The following is a 15,080-nucleotide window of genomic DNA, read 5'->3' as shown; positions in this document are numbered from 1 at the left end:
CGGGGAATTGCATGGCGCCGGCGGAATGCCGAGGCGATTGTTTGCCCGCAGCCGAAGACCGTCAAGACTCGCGGACGCGAACAATGAAGAGTTTTTGATAACCGCTCCGGGCCTTACCCTTGCCCCGTGGATGAGATGCCCCGGGACCACCGGCCCGCCAAGTCCGTCAGAGTGCTGCTCGCCGAGGACCAGGGCATGATGCGCGGCGCCCTCGCCCTGCTGCTCGGCATGGAGGCGGACCTGGAGGTCGTCGCCCAGGTCGGGAGGGGCGACGCGATCGTGGACGCCGCCCTGATCCACCGTCCCGACGTCGCCCTCCTGGACATCGAACTCCCCGGCATGAGCGGCCTCGACGCCGCCGCCGAACTCCGCGAACAGGCCCCCGACTGCCGGGTGTTGATCCTCACGACCTTCGGCCGCCCCGGCTACCTCCGCCGGGCGATGGAGGCGGGCGCGGCCGGCTTCCTGGTGAAGGACGGCCCCGTGGAGGACCTCGCCGCAGCGATCCGCCGCGCCCTGACCGGCGAAACGGTCATCGACCCGGCCCTGGCCGCCGCCGCCCTGAGCGCGGGCCCGAACCCGCTCACCGCCCGCGAATGCGACGTCCTCAAGGCCTCGGTGGACGGCGCGACGGTCTCCGACATCGCCACAAAGCTCCACCTCTCCGAGTCCACCGTCCGCAACTACCTCTCGTCGGCGATCGGCAAGACGGCCACCCGCAACCGCATGGAGGCGATGCGGGAGGCCCGGCAGCAGGGTTGGCTGTAGCCCCCAGCCCCCCCGGCCCTACGCTTTCGGGGCTCGGCGGAACAACGCCGTCCAGAGGAAGTCCTCACCGAAGCACGGAGATTCGACCGCCTCGTCACGCATCCGGCGCAACTCGACCACCTCCAGCTCCCCCTCCGACTCCCCGAAGATCCACCGCAACTCGTCGGCCGTGTAGGCCAGTCCGCCGTGCAGACCGGAGCCGCCGTAGAGTTCGGCGTCGGGCAACTCCGAGCCCATCCCGCCCGCCGCGAAACAGGTCAGCGCGAAGTGGCCGCCGGGGGCGAGGACTTGGTCCAGCAGGGCGAGGTAGCTGATGCGCCGGTGCGGGGGCAGGTGGTGGAAGCAGCCGGAGTCGTAGACGAGGTCGTAGGGGCCGGGAAGCTCCGCGCCAACGAGGGCGAACGCGTCCCCGCAGTGGAACCGGACCCGGACTCCCGAGTCACGGGCCCTCTCCTCCGCCCACGCGACAGCGGCCGGCGACAGATCCACCCCGTCCACCTCGAAGCCCCGCGCGGCCAGTTGAAGGGCGTTGCGTCCCGGTCCGCACCCCAGGTCCAGGGCACGGCCACCCCCGGGTATCAGCCCCCGGTCGAGATACCCGACCAGACTCTCGTCCGGCTTCGCCACGAAGAACGGCACCGGTTTGCCGCGGTCCGCATAAAAACCGTCCCACCAGGAGGCACCCCGAGAACTCCAACGATCGACCTCTGGCGCGAACAGCCCATCCAGGAGCCGAAGCACGTCATCGACCGTGCGGATGTCACGCCCTTGCCGGTTCCCGTCCATCCGGTTCCCCTCTCCGAGGCGTCGATCGTAGGAGCGGACGGACCGGAGGCCCAGGTCGGCATGGATCCGTGATGTCCTCGCACATGCCGTCAACATCCTTGTACGAGGCGGAAGTCGGCGCCGAAAGCCCGCCATGCCGGAGGCAGGGCGAAACACCGCAGGCATCCGCGGACTATGCCGCCGCCTTCTGCCGAGCAAGCTCCCGCGCCCGCTCGTTCAGCTCCCGCACCCTCGGGTTGCTCGCGTACGGCCGGATGCGTCGCCTCATGATCTGGAAGTGTTCGTCAGCGCGGGCCGACGAGAGTTGTTCGTAGTCGTCGAGGAACTCCCCCCACGTGGCGCACGCGGCTTCAAGGTGGCCGATCTCAAGTTGCCGTTGCGCGAGCAGGCCGTTCGCGTGGGCGTTGCCCTGCTTCTCCATCGAGGGCCGTGCCCGGTTCGACGCCTTCATCGCTTCGATCGAACCGGGAACGTCTCCGAGGGCGTACAGCACGCTCGACACGTGGAACTCGTAGGCCGCCCGGTCGTAACCGCCCACGGCGTCACGGCGGTTGTCTGCCTGGGAGAGTGCGGCTTCGGTCTCGCGGAGCCGCATGTGGGCTTGTCGCCGGTCGCCCACCAGGGCCGCGCCGTGCGCTTGCTGTCCCCGGAGGAAGGCTTGCAGCCTCGGGCCGGACTGCGGGGCCGCTTCTGCTGCCGAGTCGGCGAGTTCGAGGGCCTTGTTCGCGTGCTTCAGGTTGGCGGCCTGAAGGGCCATGCCTCGCAGTGTGCGGCAGTAGGTGACTTCGTCGCCGCCCGCTTTCGCCAGGCCGAGGGCCTGGCGGTAGTACCGCTGCCCCAGCCCGTGGGCCTTTTCGTACATGGCCATCCATCCCGTGAGGTACACGAGATCGGATGCGGCGGCCCGCATGTCGTTCTTGACGTCCTCGGTTCCGTCTGCCCGGAGGTAGGAGGAGACCGAGTTGACGATGAACGCTGCGGCCATCGGGCGCGCGTGCGCGCCCCCCAACTCGTCGAGGATGTCGGCGATCTTGTCCGTCATGCTGCGGACAACGGCCACGTCTCCGGGCCCGATCCTGACGGTTCGGCCTGCGGCCTGATGCTCCAGCCGCTCCAGTGTCTCGTCGGCTTCGTCGAAGCGCGATACGGCGAGCGTTGCCGAGTAGAGCGCGGTCGTGAGAACCGCTCGGCGCGATGGGTCCATGTCTGCCCTTCCGGTATCGACCAGACCCTCAATAGAGGTCAGCGCGTGCTCAGGCGCAACGTCCAATCCGGACACGATCGGTGAAGCCCCAAGTCCCGCTTCCTCGTGGGTGATTGAGCGCCCGATGCGTCGCGCGAGAGCTTCGACGACGGCCGGCCGGACGGGTTTCCGGGGCATCGCTCCGTTCAGCCAGTGCTTCACGGCCGACTCGTCGTAGCTGAGCAGTAGACCACGCTCGGCGCCAACTCGGTTGACGTTCAAGGCCAGTTGCTTGTACGTCCACCTGGCTTCTTCGAGGAGTCGGGCAAGACCCTCGTTCGGCTCTCGGTTCGGCACGACACCACTCCCCGCTCCGCCAACGGCTGAACCCTGGAGGCGTCTTCGTCTTCTCCCAGCCACCGGCCATCCCGGGCGCCTACGGCCCGCAGGGCATGTACAAGGGTGGCTTCGCCGGACCGGCAACGTACACCTACCGTTACAGCTACACACCCGCGATGTGGAGAAGTCACCTACTCTCGGCGGGCTTCGTCGAGGCCGTGTCGCGCGTCCACGCGGCCCCCGATGCCGGTCACATCGGAACCCTGATCGTTCGCGCCGTGCGCGCCATGGCCCCTTAGGTCCCCGGCGCCCGGGTGAAAGAGACAGGTAGCCTGCCCGGCACCGGGGACCCCGCCTCGGCGCGTCAGCGGAAGGAGCGAACCCCAGTTGCAGGACACAGTGAAGGCCAGTGAGCTGTTGGCCGTGTACGAGGTCGAGTTGCTGGTCCGTGCGCTCCTGGAGTGGGGTGGTCCCGCGCGCTGTAGCGATCAACTCGCCGTAGGAATGGGGTTTGCCGGGCAGCGGGATCTGCTCGACCAGTGTCGGAGACTCCGGAGCGCGCTGAGCGAAGACACCCCGCTCGGTGCGGCGGACTGGGCGCGGGTCCTGCTGGCCACGGAGATCGTCTTCGTCAGTGACCTCGCCGGGTCGGGTGTCGACTGGCAGACCACCACCGGGCGCGACGACGAGACGACGATCAGGATGCTGCGGGTGATTCAGCGGAAGCTGGCCCGGACCGTCAGCCCCTACTACGGGATGCGACCGGCCGAGTAAAGCAGGACGATGTGCCGTCGGCCGCTCCCCCGGACCCGCCGTGGGAACGGCCGGACAGCTCCTACTTCCTGCTTCTTGTTTCCTACCTCCTACCTCCTACTTCGTCACCTTCACCGCGTCGAACGACGTTCCCTCCGGGGCGACGCACACGAACCAGTTGTCCGGAGAGCCGGCCGCCGGGCGGATCGTCGCCTCGTCGCTGTTGACGTCGGCCCCCGAAGCCACCCTGTGGGCCTCGGTGGACGTGCCGTCCTTCCAGGTGCACTGGACCGTCCGCGTCGTCTTGGCGACCTGGCCGACCACCAGCCGCTGGGGGCCGTCGGTCTTCTTCGGGTCCAGAGTGGACGCGCCCGACTTGAGGTCCGTGCCCGCCATGGTGTCCTGCGGGGAGGCCGAGTCGCCCATCAGCAGGCTCGGGTCTCCGCTCCCGTACGACTGCTTCACGAAGTACGTGACCTTGCCGACCAGTGCGGACGCGTTGTCCCTGTCCCAGGGCTCATCGCCACGGATGGACATGGCGGTCAGCTGGGCCTGGGCCTCCGCCTTGGTGCGGGGGGCACCCCACACCTCGACCGTGACGTACCAGTCCTTGCCCTTGTCGGTGCCCGTCCCGAGCATCGTCTCCTGCGGCAGGTACACGTGCCGCTCCTCCGGCGTCGACGGCCGGGTCGGCTTCTGGGAGACCGCGGGCGTCACCTCCGCCCCGCCGTTGTCGCGCAGCGAGGCCAGTGCCAGGGTGCCCGACGCGCCCGTGATCACCAGTGCCGCGGCCGTGGCGAGCGCCCAGCGGCGGGCCCGGCGGCGACGGCCGCCGCGGATCACCGCCTGGTAGGGGGCTATGCCGATCTCGACCTCGTCCGCCGCGTCGGCCAGCAGGAAGGCGATGTCTCTGTCCGTCATGGTGTGGTTCGTCTCCCGGTCCGCGCTCATCACTTCGACCCTCCCTGCGTCACCGTCTCGGCGAGTCCTGGTATGGCGCGGAGTTTCGCGATCCCCTTGGCCGCGTTGCTCTTCACCGCGCCGACGGAACAGCCCATCGCCTGCGCCGTCTGTGTCTCGGTCAGGTCCTCCCAGTACCGCAGCACCACCGCCTCCCGCTGCCTCGGGGGCAGTTGGGCCAGTGCCTTCAGCAGGGCGTTGCGGTCCTCGGCCTGGGCGATGCGGTCACCGGTGTCGGCGATCTCGCGCACCAGTCCCGAGTCGTCCTTCGGGGCCAGGAACTCCTTGAGCCGTCTGCGGTGTTTGCGTGCGTGCGCGTTGATCATCACGCGCCGTACGTACGCCTCCGGATCGTCCGCCGAGCCGACCTTGCGCCAGGCCACGAAGACCTGTTCCAGCGTCGACTGGACCAGGTCCTCCGCGGCGTGCTGCTCCCCCGTCAGTAGAAATGCCGTCCGCATCAACCGCGGCCAGCGGCCGGTGACGAAGCTCTGGAACTCGTCGTCCCGAGTCCCCCGAGCCTCCTTGCGATCCCCCATGGGCACCTCCTAGATGTCTAAAGGAGTCCACGAGCCGCCCGGATCGTTGCCTCACTTCTCGAAACTCGTGGAAGTCGTGCCCTCCGAGTTGGTGGAGGCCGTCCCCTCGGCCACCTTCGCGGCCACTGTCGGCCCGGCCCCCTTCGCCCACGGCAGCCACACCAGCATCAGCACCACCCCGCCGAGCAGCACCCCCGCCCCCGTACGGAAGGCCAGCGCGTACCCCTCCGTCAGCGCCTCCGGCACACCGCCGTCGGGCCCCGCCGTACTGATCACACTGACCGCGCCTCGCGTCCCGCCCACCCCCAGCGCGTTCGCCGTCCGCGCCGCCGCGATCGTCGACATCACGGCGAGGCCCAGCGAACCCCCCATCGTGCGCGAGGTGTTGATCAACCCGGAGACGAGACCGGCCTCGCCCGGCGCCGCCCCCGAGGTGGCGAGTGCGGCGAGCGGGGTGGCGGTCAGGCCCGCGCCCAGCATCATCAGGATTCCGGGGAACATGATCTCGGTGAGGTAGCCGCCCCGCGCGGTCATCTGCGACTGCCAGCCGAAGCCGACCGCCGCGATCAGCGTCCCGAGGACGGCGACGTTGCGCGCGCCGAGGACCGGCATGAAGCGGGGCGCCGCCTTGGAGCCGACGAGGACGGCCAGGGAGCTGGGCACCAGGGCGAGTCCGGCCTCCAGCGGGCTGTATCCGAGGACGTTCTGCGCGTACAGCGTCATGAAGAACCACATGCAGAACATCGCGGAGCCGCTCAGGAACATCGCCGCGTTGGCCGACGACACCGCCCGCGACCGGAACAGCCCGAGCGGCATCAGCGGAGCGGCCGTGCGGGCCTCGACGACCAGGAAGAGCGCGACCAGCGCGAGTCCGGCGGCCAGCGGGACCAGGGTCGCGGCGGCCGTCCACCCCTCGGCCTCGGTCTGCGAGATGCCGTAGGCCAGCAGCCCGAGGCCCGCCGTGACCAGGACGGCGCCGGGCAGGTCGAGCCGCCGCCCGTCCCCGGCCCGGCTCTCCGGGAGCCAGCGCAGTGAGCTGAGCAGGACGACCGCGCCGACGGGCACGTTGATCAGCAGCACCCACCGCCACGACAGGGTGTCCACGAGCACTCCGCCGACGAGTCCGCCGGCCGCCCCGCCGCCCGCGCCGACCGCGGTCCAGGTGGCGATGGCGCGGGCACGGGCCGCGCCCTCCGGCACCGCCGAGGTGACGATCGTCAGCGTCGAGGGCGCCAGCACGGCGGCGCCGAGTCCCTGCGCGGCCCGCGCGAGAAGCAGTTGCCAGCCGTCCTGGGCCAGTCCCCCGGCCAGCGAGGCCAGCGTGAACAGCGCGAGCCCGACCAGGAACATCCGCTTGCGGCCGTAGAGATCACCGGCCCGCCCGCCGAGCAGCATGAACCCGGCGAAGGCGATGGCGTACGCGTTGACCACCCATTGCAGTCCCGACGCGCTCATGCCCAGGTCGGTCCGCATCGACGGCAGCGCCACGTTGACGACGGACACGTCGAGCACGACGAGGAACTGTCCGGCACACGCGAGCGCCACCACCAGCCAAGCGGGCGGCGGCGCACCCCTGCTGAACAGGCGGGATATTCGGGAGGCATCATCGGCTCGGGACATGGTCGTCATACTCTCAACCGGCCCACGCCCCCGGCATCGGCATTTCGCCTCAGCCGTACCACCGCCGTAGGACCTACGTCGCCCGCAGCAAGGTCACCACGGCCGCCCCGCCCAGCCCGATGTTGTGGGCGAGCCCGACCTCGGCCCCCGGCACCTGCCGCTCCCCCGCCACGCCCCTCAACTGCCAGACCAGCTCGGCGACTTGGGCGATCCCGGTGGCTCCCAGCGGATGCCCCTTGGAGATCAGCCCGCCGGACGGGTTCACCACCCACCGCCCGCCGTACGTCGTCCCCCCGGACTCGACGAGCTTCCCGGACTCCCCGGGCGCACACATGCCGAGCGCCTCGTACGTCAGCAGCTCGTTGACCGAGAAGCAGTCGTGCAGTTCTACGACGTCCACGTCGTCGATGCCGAGTCCGGAGCGTTCGTAGACCTGGCGGGCGGCGGCCCGGGACATGGGCTGTCCGACGACGTCGATACAGGAGCCGGAGGAGAAGGAGTCTTCGGTGTCGGTGGTCATGGCCTGGGCGACGATCTCGACGGGAGAACCGGCCAACTCCCGTTCCTGCGCGAAGCGTTCGGAGACGACGACCGCCGCCGCGGCTCCGTCCGAGGTCGGTGAGCACTGGAGTTTCGTCAGCGGATGGTGGACGACCCGGGCCGCGAGGATGTCGTCGACGTCGTAGACGTCCTGGAACTGGGCGTACGGGTTGTGCGCGGAGTGCCGGTGGTTCTTGGCGGCGACGGCGGCGAGCTGGGCCTCGGTCGTGCCGTACTTCTCCATGTGTTCGCGGGCCGCGTCGCCGAAGATCTGGGCGGTGGGCGGGGTCATCTCGAAGCCGTGGCGGGCGGCCATGATCCCGTAGTGCCGGGCGACGGGGGACGTAGCGAAGTCTCCTCCGTCGGTGCCGCCCCCGAGCGCGCCGCGCTTCATCTTCTCGAAGCCCACCGCGAGCACGCAGTCCGCCGCCCCGCCCTCGACGAGTTGCCGGGCGAGCATAAGGGCGGTCGAACCCGTGGCGCAGTTGTTGTTGACGTTGTAGACGGGGATGCCGGTGAGACCTAGCTCATAGGCGGCGCGCTGGCCGGCGGTCGAGGGCTGGAAGCAGTAGCCGATCGGAACCTGTTCTACGTCGCCGTAGGAGATCCCGGCGTCCGCGAGGGCGGCGTTGCCCGCCTCCCTCACCATGTCCCAGTACTGCCACTCGCGGCTCTCCGGCTTCTCGAACTTGGTCATCCCGACGCCGGCGACATAGGCCTTCATGGCGGGCGAGATTAGAACACGTTCCAGTAAATGGCCAGAGCTGACGGTGGGTCAGATATTCATGGGACGGTCAAAGATTCGTTAGTACGCCGAAGCATCGGAATAGTTGCCCATGCATACGAGGTTTACCGTGCACTTATCCCGCACGGATCACTCACACACTTACGGCCTGGAGGCCTCACTCCATGACGCACACGTCGACCGACCAGCCCGCACGGAGGCCGTCCGGCGCCATCGTGCCGGTGCTCGCCTTCGCGGGCATCGTTGTCGCGGTGATGCAGACCCTGCTCGTCCCGGTCATCAAGGACCTGCCGCAGCTGCTGAGCACCGAGCCCAGCAACGCCACCTGGGTCCTGACCTCGACGCTCCTTTCCGGAGCCGTCGCCACGCCGATCATGGGCCGCCTCGGCGACCTCTACGGCAAGCGACGGATGCTGATCACCAGCCTGGCCATCATGGTCGTGGGCGCCCTCGTCAGCGCCCTCACCAGCGATCTCCTCACCATGATCGCGGGCCGAGTGCTCCAAGGCTTCGCGATGGGCGCGATACCCCTGGGCATCGGCCTGATGCGCGACATGCTGCCCCGCGAGAAGCTCGGCTCGGCCATGGCCCTGATGAGCTCCTCGATCGGCGTCGGCGGCGGCCTCGCGCTCCCCCTCGCCGCCCTGGTCGCGCAGCACGCCGACTGGCACGCCCTGTTCTACGGCGCCGCCGGCCTCGGTGTCCTCGCCATCGTCCTCACCCTCCTCGTCGTACCGGAGTCCCCGATGCGCGCCGAGGGCACCTTCGACGTACTCGGCGCGATCGGCCTCTCCGCCGGACTCGTCCTCTTCCTGCTCCCCATCACCAAGGGCAGCGACTGGGGCTGGACCTCCGGCACCACGCTCGGCCTGTTCGCCGCGTCCGTCGCCGTCCTGCTCCTGTGGGGCGTGATGGAGCTGCGCCTGAAGGCCCCGCTGGTGGACCTGCGCACCACGGCCCGTCCGGCGGTCCTCTTCACCAACCTCGCCTCGATCATGGTCGGCGTCTCCTTCTACGTCGTCTCCCTCGTCCTGCCCCAGCTCCTCCAGCTGCCGAAGGCCACGGGTTACGGTCTCGGCCAGTCGATGGTCACCGCCGGTCTGCTGGTCGCGCCGCTGGGCCTGACGATGATGTTCACGGCGCCCGTCTACGCCCGACTCTCGGCGAGGTACGGCCCCAAAGTCACCCTGATCATCGGCATGGTGATCATCGGCGTCGGCTACGGCGCGGGCATCGGCCTGATGAGCGCGGCCTGGCAGAGCCTGGTCATCGCGGTCGTGCTGGGCGCGGGCATCGGGCTCGCGTACTCGTCGCTGCCCGCGCTGATCGTGGGTGCGGTGCCGGCGTCCGAGACCGGTGCGGCGAACGGGCTCAACACCCTGATGCGGTCCATCGGTACGTCCGTGTCGAGCGCCGTGATCGGGATGGTGCTGGCCAACACCGCGAACCATGTGGGCGGGGTCGCGATCCCCACGATGCATGGATTCCGGGTGTCTTTCATGATCGCTACGGGTGCGGTCGCCGTCGGCCTGCTGATGGCCCTCTTCCTCCCCAAGCCCAACCGGGCGCCGCAGTTGAACTTCAGCAGCGAGGAGGAGGCCAATCTGGAGCGGGCGGAGGAGATTCTGCGGGCGTTCCGGGGGCGGGTGTTGGGTGCCGACGGTTCTCCTGTCGCCCGTGCCAAGGTCACGCTGATCGACCGGCGGGGGCGGCAGGCCGGCGCCACGTTGTCCTCCGAGGACGGGAGTTATGTGCTCGCGGTGCCGTCCGAGGGGGCGTATGTGCTGGCCGCACGGGCGGTGGGACATGGGCCGTTGGCCTCGTCCGCGACGCACGGCGGTGACGGGGTCGCAGTTGACCTGGATCTTTCGTTGCCCGGTGAGAGTGTCAGCGCGTAGTCGGTAGTTTGTCGGGTGCGGGTGCGTGGGGGCTGGTCGCGCCCACGCGGCGCAGCCGCATATCGACACAGCCCCGCGCCCCTAAAAGACAATGCCCTACGCCCGATCGAGAGGTCCCCTATGACCCCGGCACCCAAGCCCGAAATCCTCGCCGCGTTCGAGGCCGCCAAGGGGTTCATGCCGGTCGGTGAAGGGCTCGCCCTGTACTCCGCCGCCGTGGAAGCCGGAAGTCTCGGGCTGCCGTTGCTGGAAGTGGGCACGTACTGCGGGCGTTCCACCGTCCTCCTCGCCGATGCCGCTCGTGCGGCCGGTGTCAGCGTGCTCACGCTCGATCATCACCGGGGCAGTGAGGAGCAGCAGCCGGGGTGGGAGTACCACGACCCGGAGACCGTCGACCCGGAGATCGGGCTGATGGACACGTTGCCCACGTTCCGCAGGACCCTGTACCGGGCGGGGCTTGAGGAGCACGTGGTGGCGCTCGTCGGGCGGTCGCCGCAGGTGGCACGCGTCTGGGGCACTCCCCTCGCCCTCGTCTTCATCGACGGCGGTCACACCGACGAGCACGCGAACGCCGACTACGAGGGTTGGGCGCCCCATGTCGCCGAGGGCGGGCTGCTCGTCATCCACGACGTGTTCCCGGACCCCGAGGACGAGTTCACCGGCCAGGCCCCGTACCGCGTCTACCAACGGGCCCTGGAATCGGGCGCGTTCACCGAGGTGTCGGCGACGGACTCGCTTCGGGTGCTACGGCGGACAGGCACCGGCGTCTGAGACCGGCCGCGACTCCTGGCGGCGCTCGTCGCCGCTTCGGCGGGACCGTGCCACCGGGCCGCTAGGGTGGCTCACGTGTCGTACGTAGGTCCGGACTTCGATCCTTCGCAGCCCCGTCGTTCCCGTCGAGGGCCCCTGACCGTGGCGCTGGCCGCGCTGGTGCCGGGGGCGCTGATCGGGTGGTTCGTGTACGAGGCGGTGGGCGGCCCGGGTGACTCGGGCGGGGCGGCGGCCGGTTCACCGGCGTCGGCGTCCAGCGCGCCCGTGTCCCCCTCGGGCACCGCCTCGAACGACGACAAGCCGCCGAACTCCCGGCCCCTCACGGGCAAGGTCGTCGTCATCGACCCGGGGCACAACGTCACCAACTTCCAGCACACCGCCGAGATCAACCGCAAGGTGGACATCGGCACGAACTGGAAGGAGTGCGACACGACCGGGACGTCCACCAACTCGGGTTACGCGGAAGCCCAGTTCACGATGGACGTGTCCCACCGGCTGCGGAAGATCCTGGAGTTGCAGGGCGCCACGGTGAAGCTGACCCACGACGGCGGCTCCCCTGCCTGGGGCCCGTGTGTCGACCAGCGGGCGAAGATCGGCAACGACGCGCACGCGGACGCCGCGATCTCCATCCACGCGGACGGCGCCCCGGCCGGCGACCGCGGCTTCCATGTGATCCTGCCGGCCTCCGTGCACGCGGGCGGCGCCGACACCCGTGCGATCGTCGCCCCCTCCGCCGTTCTCGGTCGCAACATCGAGAGCGACTACCGGCGCGCGACGGGCGAACAGCCGTCCAACTACGTCGGCGACGGCACCGGTCTCGTCACGCGTAAGGACCTGGGCGGTCTCAATCTGTCAACGGTTCCCAAGGTGTTCATCGAGTGCGGCAATATGCGCGATAGCAAGGATGCCGCACTGCTGACGAACGGCGCCTGGAGACAGGCGGCGGCGCAGGGAATCTCTGAGGGAATCGTGAGTTTCCTGCGCGGGTAGCGATCAGCGGGCTGATCCGGGCGGACACCCTGGCAAGGTGGACGATAGGGTCAACCGACGACGAGACGACCTACGAAGGACCTGAAGTGAATATCCGCTCCCTCACACGAGGCGACGGTGTGGTGATCGGAGCAGCGGTATTGCTCTTCATCGCGTCGTTCCTCAAGCTCTATTCCGTCTCCGGGTACAACGTGGACGTGACCGCGTGGACCAACCTCGGTGACGCCCTCGGCACTTATGTCGGCGGCGTGATCGGTGCCGCTCTCATCGTCGTCAACCGCGCCCTGCCCCAGCCGCGCAAGATCGTGGGACTGGACCTCGGGACGGTCGGCGCCGCGTTCACCGTGCTCTCCGCGTGGACCCTCTTCTGGTCGCTCGTGGACACCCCGGACGGCGCCAGCGCCTCCTCCGGCCTCATCCTCGGCTTCATCGCGGCCCTCGCCCTGGCCGGTGCCGCCGTCGCGACGCCCCTGGTCCCGGCCCTCCAGGCCGCGCTCGTCCCCGCCCCCAAGCCGGCCGCCCCGCAGCCCTACGGCGCCCAGCCGCCCGGTGGTTACGGCTACCCGGGCGCCGGTGCGCCGCAGCCGACGTACGGCACTCCGCCGCAGCAGGCGCAGACGGCGCAGCCGTTCGGTCAGCCCCAGCCGCAGCCGACGCCCCCTCCGGGCGGGGAGTTCTCGCCGTTCTGGTTCGCCGTGCCGGTGGCCAGGCCGCTGTTCGGGGAGGACGGTTCGCCGTCGCCGATCGCCGAACTCGCGCCGGGTACCTGGTACTTGGCCGTCGAGCAGCGCGGTGCCGCGCTGATCGCGCAGACGCAGGACGGCCGTCGTGGCGTACTACAGGACACCTCCGGGATCCAGCGCGGCTGAGCCCCGCACCGTCTCCCGCGGCCCCTCGCCCTTCCGGGTGGGGGGCCGTTGTCGTACAGTCGCAGCCGTCCCGTCGACTTGCTGACGATCCGTCAGATTGCTGACTGTGGAGGCGATATGCGGCTCGGTCTCGCACTCGGGTACTGGGGGCGCGGGCCCTCCGCCGACCATGTGCCGCTGGCCCAGGAGGCGGAGCGGCTCGGATACGACTCCGTGTGGACGGCCGAGTCGTGGGGTTCCGATGCCTTCACTCCCCTGACCTGGATCGCCGCGCAGACCTCAAGGATCAAGCTGGGGACGGCGGTTGCGCAGATGGCGGCCCGCTCGCCGACCACCACCGCGATGCACGCGCTCACCCTCGACCATCTGTCGGGCGGACGGATGATGCTCGGACTCGGGCTGTCGGGCCCGCAGGTGGTGGAGGGCTGGTACGGGCGGCCGTTCCCCAAGTCGCCGCTGACCGCGACCCGGGAGTACGTCGAGGTCGTACGGCAGGTGCTGCGGCGGGAGGCGCCGGTCGAGGTGGACGGCCGATTCCACGCGCATCCGTACCGGGGCGCGGACGGAACGGGACTCGGCAAACCCCTCAAGTCCATCACCCACCCCCTCCGCCCCGACCTGCCCATCCTGCTGGGCGCCGAGGGACCGAAGAACGTGGCGCAGACAGCCCAGATCGCCGACGGATGGCTGCCGTTGTACTGGTCACCGAGCCGACCCGAGGTCTACGGCACGACCGACTTCCGCGAGGGCTTCCTGGTCGCGCCCATGGCGCAGGTGAAGGTCTGCGACGACGTCGCCGAAGGCCTGCTCCCCGTGAAGATGATGCTCGGCTTCTACATCGGCGGGATGGGCCACGCGGCCCGCAACTTCCACGCGGACCTGATGGCACGCATGGGGTACGAGGAAGAGGCCCGGCACATACAGGAGTTGTTCCTCGGCGGTCGCCGGGAGGAGGCCGTCCTCGCCGTGCCGGACGCGTTCGCCGACGAGATCTCGCTGATCGGCCCGCGTGAACGGATCGCGGAGCGGCTGGAGTTGTGGCGCAAGGGCCCGGTGACGGACTTGCTGGCCCTTGCGCCCGACCCGCATACTCTGCGGGTGTTGGCGGAGCTCAACTCCTAGGAGCCGAAGGAGACTTAGCCTCCCGCGAGCTGCCCTGCCGACGGCACCTTGTCGGTCACCTCGGCGCCCGCGCTCTTCCCGGCGTCCTTGACCTTGTTGATGATGTCGTCGAAGGAACTCGCCGTCGCGTCCGTCGAGTCGCCCTTGCGGAGCTTGGACGGCAGGTCCTTGAGGGAGTCGATGCCGGCGGTCAGCGGGGCGAGCGCCTTGGAAAGCGTGGGGTCGCCCTGGGCGTTCTTCTTGGCCGCCTTCAGTCGGTTGTACGCGAACGCGCCCGCCAGACCCGCCTTGACGAGGGCGAACCTGCGTCCACTCGCGCCCTTCTTGAACTTGCCTGCCTTCCAGGGCTTCACGATCCACTGGTAGGAGGCACCGGCGGCGAGGCCCGCGTTCGCGACGAAGCGGGTCTTCGCCAGCTTCTGGCGCTCTGCGGTCGTGCTCGGGCTCGGGGTGGCGGCGGCAGCGGCCACGACAGCCGCGGTGTTCTGCGTGGCGTCCTCGGTGGCGCTGCCGCAGGCGGTGGCACCGGCGAGCAGGGCGCAGCACAGGGTGAGCGCCACGAAGAGGCGCCGTATCGGTACGGGCACGGAATCCTCCGGGGTTTTCCCCGAGTGGGTGTCCTTACCCCGGCAGCCTCACCCGGCCCGGGCGGTTGCGCCACTCGGGGACGCCGTTCGAGTTTCCGCGCCACCTGGTTTCATCGGCGCCGGAGCGGCAACCCGGTTGGCATGTCCCCCTACTACCGACGCGGTTCGAATTCCGCCGGCAATGTCATCGTGATCATTGCCGACATCATGGCCCTCATCCTGGGGCTCTGGATCCTGATGTACCTGCTGGACGCCAACCGCGCGAACGACCTCGTGCAGTTCGTCCACCGCACGGCGGACTGGCTGGCCGGCTGGTCCCGTGACCTGTTCACCTTCGACGAGGCGTGGGCGCGGGTCGTGTGCGGCTACGGTCTGGCCGCCATCGTGTACCTCTTCATCGGCCATGCGATCGCCAACCGGGTACACCGTTCCTGAGGATTGGCGACTGCGGGCCGGTGGGGGCTGAGCGCGCAGTTCCCCGCGCCCCTAAAAGACACGGCGAGCCGGAGTTTTTAGCGTACCCCAGGAAATACTTGTGGGTAACAACGTCTAGTCGTGACCGATTCGTGGTCCTACGGTTCATCCATGCCGAACCTGCCCGATGCCGTGC

General features: G+C 69.5%; 15 protein-coding genes and 1 pseudogene. 9 read left to right on the top strand and 7 right to left on the bottom strand.

All coding sequences use genetic code 11. The features are described from left to right. Positions 1–135: 135 nt before the first annotated feature. Positions 136–768, top strand: a complete 633-nt coding sequence (locus ACWIHT_RS36900) for a response regulator (protein WP_456173007.1) — start codon at positions 136–138, stop codon at positions 766–768. A gap of 18 nt (positions 769–786) precedes the next feature. Here ACWIHT_RS36900 and ACWIHT_RS36895 read toward each other — a convergent pair whose 3' ends face one another. Next, positions 787–1,554: a class I SAM-dependent methyltransferase gene (locus ACWIHT_RS36895; RefSeq protein ID WP_456172773.1), complete on the bottom strand. Its 768-nt coding sequence runs from the start codon at positions 1,552–1,554 to the stop codon at positions 787–789. Between the two features lie 172 nt (positions 1,555–1,726). Continuing rightward, positions 1,727–3,094, bottom strand: a complete 1,368-nt coding sequence (locus tag ACWIHT_RS36890) for a hypothetical protein (RefSeq protein ID WP_456172772.1) — start codon at positions 3,092–3,094, stop codon at positions 1,727–1,729. Between the two features lie 14 nt (positions 3,095–3,108). Here ACWIHT_RS36890 and ACWIHT_RS36885 point away from each other — a divergent pair. Together ACWIHT_RS36885 and ACWIHT_RS36880 are read left to right on the top strand one after the other, a co-directional pair. After that, a pseudogene (locus tag ACWIHT_RS36885) lies at positions 3,109–3,375 on the top strand (SAM-dependent methyltransferase); the annotation flags it as partial. An 88-nt stretch (positions 3,376–3,463) separates the two neighbouring features. After that, entirely contained in the window at positions 3,464–3,850 is a 387-nt protein-coding gene (locus tag ACWIHT_RS36880) for a hypothetical protein (RefSeq protein ID WP_456172771.1), read from the top strand. A 96-nt stretch (positions 3,851–3,946) separates the two neighbouring features. On the opposite strand, the gene ACWIHT_RS36875 is transcribed toward ACWIHT_RS36880, so the two are convergent. The 4 genes from ACWIHT_RS36875 to ACWIHT_RS36860 form a co-directional block, all read right to left on the bottom strand. Next, the gene (locus tag ACWIHT_RS36875) at positions 3,947–4,750 is read right to left on the bottom strand and encodes a hypothetical protein (protein WP_456172769.1); all 804 of its coding nucleotides are present in this window, start codon (positions 4,748–4,750) and stop codon (positions 3,947–3,949) included. A 29-nt stretch (positions 4,751–4,779) separates the two neighbouring features. Further along, complete coding sequence (locus ACWIHT_RS36870; RefSeq protein ID WP_456172768.1) at positions 4,780–5,328, bottom strand: SigE family RNA polymerase sigma factor; 549 nt, start codon at positions 5,326–5,328, stop codon at positions 4,780–4,782. Between the two features lie 51 nt (positions 5,329–5,379). Beyond that, positions 5,380–6,957 (bottom strand): MFS transporter, encoded by a 1,578-nt coding sequence (locus ACWIHT_RS36865; RefSeq protein ID WP_456172766.1) that lies wholly within the window; start codon positions 6,955–6,957, stop codon positions 5,380–5,382. A 64-nt stretch (positions 6,958–7,021) separates the two neighbouring features. Beyond that, positions 7,022–8,212 (bottom strand): lipid-transfer protein, encoded by a 1,191-nt coding sequence (locus tag ACWIHT_RS36860; RefSeq protein ID WP_456172764.1) that lies wholly within the window; start codon positions 8,210–8,212, stop codon positions 7,022–7,024. Between the two features lie 185 nt (positions 8,213–8,397). Here ACWIHT_RS36860 and ACWIHT_RS36855 point away from each other — a divergent pair, with 185 nt between their 5' ends. The 5 genes from ACWIHT_RS36855 to ACWIHT_RS36835 all read left to right on the top strand — a co-directional run bounded on the left by ACWIHT_RS36855 (position 8,398) and on the right by ACWIHT_RS36835 (position 13,883). Then, complete coding sequence (locus tag ACWIHT_RS36855) at positions 8,398–10,131, top strand: MFS transporter (protein ID WP_456172762.1); 1,734 nt, start codon at positions 8,398–8,400, stop codon at positions 10,129–10,131. A 120-nt stretch (positions 10,132–10,251) separates the two neighbouring features. Then, complete coding sequence (locus tag ACWIHT_RS36850; RefSeq protein WP_456172760.1) at positions 10,252–10,902, top strand: class I SAM-dependent methyltransferase; 651 nt, start codon at positions 10,252–10,254, stop codon at positions 10,900–10,902. 75 nt (positions 10,903–10,977) lie between these two features. Next, positions 10,978–11,892 carry an N-acetylmuramoyl-L-alanine amidase gene (locus tag ACWIHT_RS36845; protein WP_456172759.1) on the top strand — a complete coding sequence of 305 codons (915 nt, stop codon included), beginning with the start codon at positions 10,978–10,980 and terminating at the stop codon, positions 11,890–11,892. 86 nt (positions 11,893–11,978) lie between these two features. Continuing rightward, the gene (locus ACWIHT_RS36840; protein WP_456172757.1) at positions 11,979–12,761 is read left to right on the top strand and encodes a hypothetical protein; all 783 of its coding nucleotides are present in this window, start codon (positions 11,979–11,981) and stop codon (positions 12,759–12,761) included. A 117-nt stretch (positions 12,762–12,878) separates the two neighbouring features. Next, positions 12,879–13,883, top strand: a complete 1,005-nt coding sequence (locus ACWIHT_RS36835; protein ID WP_456172756.1) for an LLM class F420-dependent oxidoreductase — start codon at positions 12,879–12,881, stop codon at positions 13,881–13,883. 14 nt (positions 13,884–13,897) lie between these two features. On the opposite strand, the gene ACWIHT_RS36830 is transcribed toward ACWIHT_RS36835, so the two are convergent. After that, entirely contained in the window at positions 13,898–14,470 is a 573-nt protein-coding gene (locus tag ACWIHT_RS36830; protein ID WP_456172754.1) for a hypothetical protein, read from the bottom strand. 141 nt (positions 14,471–14,611) lie between these two features. Between ACWIHT_RS36830 and ACWIHT_RS36825 the strand changes: the two genes are divergently transcribed. Beyond that, positions 14,612–14,905 (top strand): hypothetical protein, encoded by a 294-nt coding sequence (locus ACWIHT_RS36825; RefSeq protein WP_026178313.1) that lies wholly within the window; start codon positions 14,612–14,614, stop codon positions 14,903–14,905. Positions 14,906–15,080: the final 175 nt, after the last annotated feature.

The organism is Streptomyces sp. NPDC002276 (assembly GCF_053891435.1).
The sequence above is the reverse complement of the archived record's forward strand: the minus strand, read 5'-3'. Positions and strand labels throughout refer to the sequence as shown.